The following is a 6,371-nucleotide window of genomic DNA, read 5'->3' on the forward strand; positions in this document are numbered from 1 at the left end:
CTCAGCGCCCCATCTCGCCGAGCGCCTCGGCGCGCGGTCGCTTGCGTGTCAACGCCAGCAGGAAGCCGGTGCCCAGCGCCAGCGAGATCAGCGAGGAGCCGCCATAGGAGATGAAGGGCAGGGTCATGCCCTTGGCCGGCATCATGTGCAGGTTGACCATCATGTTGATCGCGGCCTGGATGCCGAAGAGCAGGGCCAGGCCCGTCACCGCGAGGCGGGCGAACGGGTCCTCGGCGCGTTGCGCCACGAACAGCGCGCGCAGCACGATGACCGCGAACAGCGCGACCAGCGCGATGCAGACGACGACGCCGAACTCCTCGGCCGTCACCGCGAAGATGAAATCGGTGTGCGCGTCGGGCAGGATGCGCTTGACGGTACCCTCGCCCGGTCCCTTTCCGAGCCAGCCGCCCTGCGCGAAGCTCTCGAGCGCGGTGTCGATCTGGAAGGTGTCGCCCGAGCCCTTGTCCATGAAGCGCTCGATGCGGGCGCGCACATGCGGCACGAGCTGGTAGGCGACCAGCAGGCCGAAGGCGCCGAGGCCGCCGAGCCCCATCACCCAGAACCAGTGCAGCCCGGCGACGAAGAACAGCCCGGCCCAGACCAGCGTGACCAGCACGGTCTGGCCGAAATCCGGCTGCATCACGAGTGGCACGATGGTCAGCGGCAGCAGCAGGAAGGCGATGATCGTGCCCGGCAGGTCCGGCCGGCGGCCGCCCTCGGCGAAGGCCCAGGCGGCCATCACGACGAAGGCCGGCTTGAGGAATTCGGAGGGCTGGATCGAGCCCAGCGGCCCGAGCGTCAGCCAGCGCTTGGCGCCCTTGACCTCGACACCGAAATAAAGCGTCCCGATCACCGCCGCCAGCGAGACGACGTAGCAGATCAGCGCCGCCCGGCGCACCTGCCGCGGTGTCAGAAGCGAGGTGGCGAGGAACACCGCCAGCGCCGCCAGCAGGTAGACCGCCTGCCGGTTGACGAAATGGAAGGTCGACAAGCCCAGCCGCTCGGCGACCGGCGGGCTGCCCGCCATCAGCAGCACGACGCCCGAGACCATCAGCGCCACCAGCGTCGAGAGGATGAGGCGGTCGATCGACCACCACCAGCGGCCGCTCAGGCTGGGTTCTGCGCGCGAGGTCATTGATCCGGGCTCCGTCAGCGCCTTGGCGCCGCGGCGCCGTCGAGACGAATCATTCTGTCAATGAATGGTTAACCGATTGATTCCGATTGCGGGCTTTGTCGGCGGCCTGCCGCCGCTCGCTCTCTCACGTCCCGGCATAGGGCGTCCCGTCCTTGTGAACGAAGCGTCCGTCGGCATTGGCGCTCATCATGTCGATGTCGGAGCAGGTGGTCAGGTCGGCCGGCCATCGGCTGCCGACCTCGAGATAGACCGCCATCTTGTCCGACCGGTTGACCAGGTGGTGGCCGTTGCCGCTGTTCTTCGCGAAGGCGGCGCAATCGCCGGCGCACAACAGCGTTTCGCCATCGTCCTCCACGAGCGTGAGTTCGCCTTGGAGCACATAGACGAATTCGTCTTCATGCGTGTGCCAGTGGCGCTGGCTCGACCAGTTCCCCGGCGGCAACTGCATGAGGTTGACGCCGAAATCGCTCAGCCCGCCGGCATTGCCCAGGCGTTGCCTTACACGCTCCTCGCATGGCGCATCGAACGGCGCCGGATAGCCCGAGCCTTTGCGTTTCGGCACGGCGGCGATGTCGATCTTGGGCATGATGGGCGCCTCCGGTCTGATGGCGGCCCGCAACCTATCACGGCTCGATGGAGGCTCAGCGCGGCCGAACCGTCATTGCGAGCGCGGCGAAGCAATCCAGGCGCGGCAGAGCTCTACGTCTCCCTGGATTGCTTCGTCGCGGACGCTCCTCGCAATGACGGAAAGTCCGGCTAGTGGCCGACGACCGCCTCGAATCCCGGCAGCGCCGTGACCAGCGCCCGGAAGGCGTCGCCGCGCACCTCGAAATTCGGGAACTGGTCGTAGGAGGCGCAGGCCGGCGAGAGCAGCACCGCGATCTCGCCCTCGCCCGGGCGGGCCAGCGCATCACGCACTGCCGCCGCCACCGCGAGGTCGAGCGTGCCGCTGCGCTCGTAAGTCACGCGGCCGTCCTCGTCGAAGGTCGCGGCAAAGAGGTCGCTCGCCGCGCCAATCAGATAGGCCCGCGCGATATTGGAGAAGTAGCGGCGCAGCGAATCGATGCCGCCCTCCTTCGCCTTGCCGCCGAGGATCCAGAAGATCTCGCGGAAGGAGGTCAGTGCCTTCTCGGTGGAGTCGGCATTGGTCGCCTTGGAATCGTTGATGAAGACGACGCGGCCGATCCGGCCGAGCTCCTCCATGCGGTGCTTCAGCCCCGGATAGCTCCTGAAGCCGGCGGCGATCTCCTCGGCACCGAGGCCGAGCGCCGCGCAGGCGGCGAAGGCCGCCGCCGCATTCTGGGCGTTGTGCGCGCCGCGTAAGGACCCGATGCCGGCAAGATTGGCGACGACCTTCGGCTTGCCGTCCTTCACCTCGACGATGCGCGTGTCGAGCTTGCCCTGGTTGGCGGTGACGCCGGCGAAGACGCCCTCGTCGAGCGGCTGCTCGCCGCTGATCCTGACCAGCGGGCGGCCGGAAGCGGCGCGCCGCCGCGCCATCTGCTTCGACGGCTCGTCATCGACGCCGATCACCGCGATGTCGGAGGCGGCGACCAGCCGCTCCTTGATCGCGCCATAGGCGATGAGCGTGCCGTGCCGGTCGAGATGATCCGGCGTCAGGTTCAGCTGGAGGCCGACCGTCGGCTTGAGCGACGGTGCGAGGTCGATCTGGAAGGTCGAGCACTCGACGACATGGACCCGGCCCTGCGCCGGCGGCTCCAGCGCAAGGATGGCAGTGCCGATATTGCCGCCCATCTGCACGTCGCGGCCGGCCTGCGCCAGCACATGGGCAATCAGCGCCGTGGTCGTCGATTTGCCGTTGGTTCCGGTGATGCAGACGACAGGCGCGTCGGGAGCCAGCTTCGCGCGCTCGAGGAAGAACAGCTCGATATCGCCGATGATCGGAACCGCCGCCGCCCTCGCCTTCTCCACGCTCCAGTGCGGCGCGGGATGGGTCAGCGGCACGCCGGGCGAGAGCACGAAGGCAGCAAAGCGCGACCAGTCGGCGCTCGCGAGATCGACGATGGCGAAGCCGTCTGCCGCCGCCTTGTCGCGGCTGGCCGGATTGTCGTCCCAGCAGGCGACGAGGGCGCCGCCGGCGACGAGGGCGCGCGCCGTCGCGAGCCCGGAGCCGCCGAGCCCGAACAAGGCGATTGTCTTGCCGGCGAAGACCGTGACCGGGGTCATGGCTGGCCTCCCTGGCGTCAGCGCAGCTTGAGCGTGGCGAGGCCGACCAGCGCCAGCACCACCGAGATGATCCAGAAGCGGATCACCACCTGCGGCTCGGTCCAGCCCAGCTTCTCGAAATGATGGTGGATCGGCGCCATCAGGAAGACGCGCTTGCCGGTGCGCTTGAAGACCGCGACCTGGATGATCACCGAGAGCGCCTCGAGCACGAACAGCCCGCCGACGATCGCCAGCACGACCTCATGCTTGATCGCCACCGCGATGGTGCCGAGCATGCCGCCGAGTCCGAGCGAGCCGGTATCGCCCATGAAGATCTGCGCCGGCGGCGCGTTGAACCAGAGGAAGCCGAGGCCGGCGCCCATCATCGCGCCGCAGATCACCGCGAGCTCGCCGGCGCCCGGCACATGGTGGATCTGCAGGTAGTTGGCGAAGATCGCGTTGCCGGTGAGATAGGCGATGAAGCCGAAGGTGCCGGCCGCGATCATCACCGGGACGATGGCGAGCCCGTCGAGCCCGTCGGTCAGGTTGACCGAATTGCCGGCGCCGACCACGACGAAGGCGGTGACCACCGGGAACAGGATGCCGAGCGGGATCACCAATTCCTTCAGGAAGGGCATGGCGAAGCCCGACGCGATCGAGGGCGGCCCGATCTGCATGATCGCCGTGCAGGCGCCGAGCGCGATGACGATCTCCAGCCCCAGCCGTGCGCCGCTCGAAAAGCCCTTATGCGACTGCTTCGTCACCTTCAGGAAGTCGTCGTAGAAGCCGATCGCGCCATAGCTCGCCGTCACCCCGAGCACGATCCAGACGTAAGGATTGCGCAGATTGCCCCAGAGCAGCGTCGCGACGAAGAGCCCGGTCAGGATCATCAGCCCGCCCATGGTCGGCGTGCCGCGCTTGGCGAGGTGCGATTCGGGGCCGTCGCTGCGGATCGGCTGGCCCTTGCCCTGCTTGATCCGCAGCCAGGAGATCGCCGCAGGGCCGAAGAAGAAGACGAAGAGCAGCGCGGTCGCGGTCGCCCCGCCGGCCCGGAAGGTGATGTAGCGGAAGACGTTCAGGATCGGGAAATGCGCCGAGAAATCGGCTAGCCAGACCAGCATCGAACCTAGTTCCTTGTCCCGGCGCATGTTCCGCAAAAGTGGAAACCACTTCTGCGATTCAGAGCATGCGCCAACAGATTGAGTCGGCCCGCTTTCCGTTCAGATTAGTTCAATCTGATCGGAACGGGCTCTAGAGCCGGATGATTTCAGATGGAATCGCGAAGCGCTTCCATCTGAAATCATCCGGCTCTTATCAAAAGCTTAGAGCAGGATTCATGCGAAAAACCGGTTCCCACTTTTTCGCATCCTGCTCTAGTCGTCGGCCGTGACGACCGGGAAGCGGGCGGTCATCGCCTTCACGATCGCGCCCATGCGCGATCCCAGCGAGCCCTTGACCGTGACCACGTCGCCGGCGCGCAGCGCATCGAGCACGAGCGGCTCGAGTCCGCTCACCTGGGCGGCATAAGCACCACGCTGGCGCGATGGCAAGGCGTCATAGAGGGAACGCATCAGGGGTCCGCAGGCGAAGACGAGATCGACCCCGTTGCCGGTGACAGCCTCGGCCAGCCCCTTGTGCAGCGCTGGGCCGGTCTCGCCGAGCTCCAGCATGTCGCCGAGCACGGCGATCCGCCTGCCCCGGCCATGCGCCTCGATCCGCCCGAGATTCTCGATCGCGGCCCGCATCGAGGCCGGGTTGCCGTTATAGCTCTCGTCGATCAGCGTGAACGGACCGGACGGCGCATGCAGCACCTGGCGCGCCCCGCGCCCGGCCGGCGGCTTCAGCTCGGCCAGCGCCAGCGCCGCCAGCGCGAGATCGGCGCCGAGCGCCTCGACCGCGGCCAGCACGGCGAGCGAGTTCAGCACGATGTGCTTGCCCGGGCTGCCGAGCTTGTAGGTGACCGGCCGGCCGAGCACATTGGCCTCGACCGTCGAGATTTCCGGCTTCAGCGAACAGCCGATCAGCCGGACATCCGCCGCCTCGCTCTCGCCGAAGCTGATGATGCGTCCAGCCGGGCTCAGCCGCGCCAGCTCGCGCAGCAGGCCGGCCTGGGCGATGTCGGCATGGATGATGGCGGTGCCGCCGGCTTTCAGCCCGCTGAAGATCGCCGCCTTCTCGCGGGCGATGCCCTCGATCGATTCGAAGGCGGCGAGGTGCACCGGCTGCACCGTGGTGATGATCGCCACCTCGGGCGCGACCATCTTCGCCAGCGGCAGGATCTCGCCGGGGCTGTTCATCCCGATCTCGTAGACGCCGTAGCGCACATCGACCGGCGTCCGGGTGAGCGTCAGCGGCACGCCCCAGTGGTTGTTGTAGGAGGCCACGGGCGCATGCGTCTTGCCCTGGCGCGAGAGCACCAGGCGCAGCGCCTCCTTCGTCCCGGTCTTGCCGACCGAGCCGGTGACCGCGACGACACCGGCCTTGAGCTCGGCGCGCCTGGCCATGCCGGCGCGCTCCATGGCGCGCAGCACGTCCGGCACCACCGCCAGCGGCGCATCCGCCGGGAAGGCACCTGCATGCGCCGCATCGACGACGGCGAGGCCTGCGCCCTTGGCGAGCGCCGCCGCGACGAAGTCATGCCCGTCGCGTGTCTCGCCCTGGATGGCGTAGAAGGCGTCGCCCGGCTCCAGCGTGCGCGTATCGATCGAGGCTCCGGACACGGTCGCCGGCAGCGGCCCCTGCGAGCGCGCCTCCATCGCCTCGATCAGGCGGGCTCCCGTCCACAGCGGTGCAGCCGTCATGCTCGTCTTCCCCCGGCCGTCTCGGCCATCGCCTGCCGCACCACCTCATGATCGGAGAACGGCAAGGTCCGGTCGCCGACGATCTGGCCGGTTTCATGACCCTTGCCGGCGACCACCAGCAGGTCGCCCGGCCGCAATTGCGCAACGCCGGCGGCGATCGCTTCGGCCCGGTCGCCGATCTCGCGCAGGCCAGGGGCGGCGGCGAGGATCTCGGCCCGGATCGCGGCCGGGTCCTCGCTGCGCGGATTGTCGTCGGTGACGATGGCGAT

At 68.2% G+C, this 6,371-nt stretch carries 6 protein-coding genes; all 6 read right to left on the reverse strand.

The annotated features are described in order from the left end of the window. Position 1 precedes the first annotated feature (1 nt). On the reverse strand, positions 2-1,135 hold the full coding sequence (locus V6M56_RS05015; RefSeq protein WP_332681798.1) for an FtsW/RodA/SpoVE family cell cycle protein: 1,134 nt from the start codon (positions 1,133-1,135) through the stop codon (positions 2-4). Between the two features lie 124 nt (positions 1,136-1,259). Next, on the reverse strand, positions 1,260-1,721 hold the full coding sequence (locus V6M56_RS05020) for a cupin domain-containing protein (protein ID WP_332681807.1): 462 nt from the start codon (positions 1,719-1,721) through the stop codon (positions 1,260-1,262). Between the two features lie 170 nt (positions 1,722-1,891). Next, positions 1,892-3,322, reverse strand: coding sequence for a UDP-N-acetylmuramoyl-L-alanine--D-glutamate ligase (gene murD, locus V6M56_RS05025; RefSeq protein WP_332681800.1), 1,431 nt, complete (start codon positions 3,320-3,322; stop codon positions 1,892-1,894). A gap of 17 nt (positions 3,323-3,339) precedes the next feature. Further along, a complete protein-coding gene (gene mraY, locus V6M56_RS05030; RefSeq protein ID WP_332681802.1) occupies positions 3,340-4,422 on the reverse strand; it encodes a phospho-N-acetylmuramoyl-pentapeptide-transferase in 1,083 nt (360 codons plus the stop codon). Positions 4,423-4,674: 252 nt separating this feature from the next. Next, the gene (locus V6M56_RS05035; protein WP_332681804.1) at positions 4,675-6,102 is read right to left on the reverse strand and encodes a UDP-N-acetylmuramoylalanyl-D-glutamyl-2,6-diaminopimelate--D-alanyl-D-alanine ligase; all 1,428 of its coding nucleotides are present in this window, start codon (positions 6,100-6,102) and stop codon (positions 4,675-4,677) included. Beyond that, positions 6,099-6,371: glutamate ligase domain-containing protein (locus V6M56_RS05040; RefSeq protein WP_442881083.1), on the reverse strand; the 273-nt coding region annotated here is incomplete at its 5' end. The genes V6M56_RS05040 and V6M56_RS05035, both read right to left, overlap by 4 nt.

The sequence above is a fragment of the Allobosea sp. genome (genome assembly GCF_036675845.1).
In the GTDB taxonomy this organism is placed as follows: Bacteria; Pseudomonadota; Alphaproteobacteria; order Rhizobiales; family Beijerinckiaceae; genus Allobosea.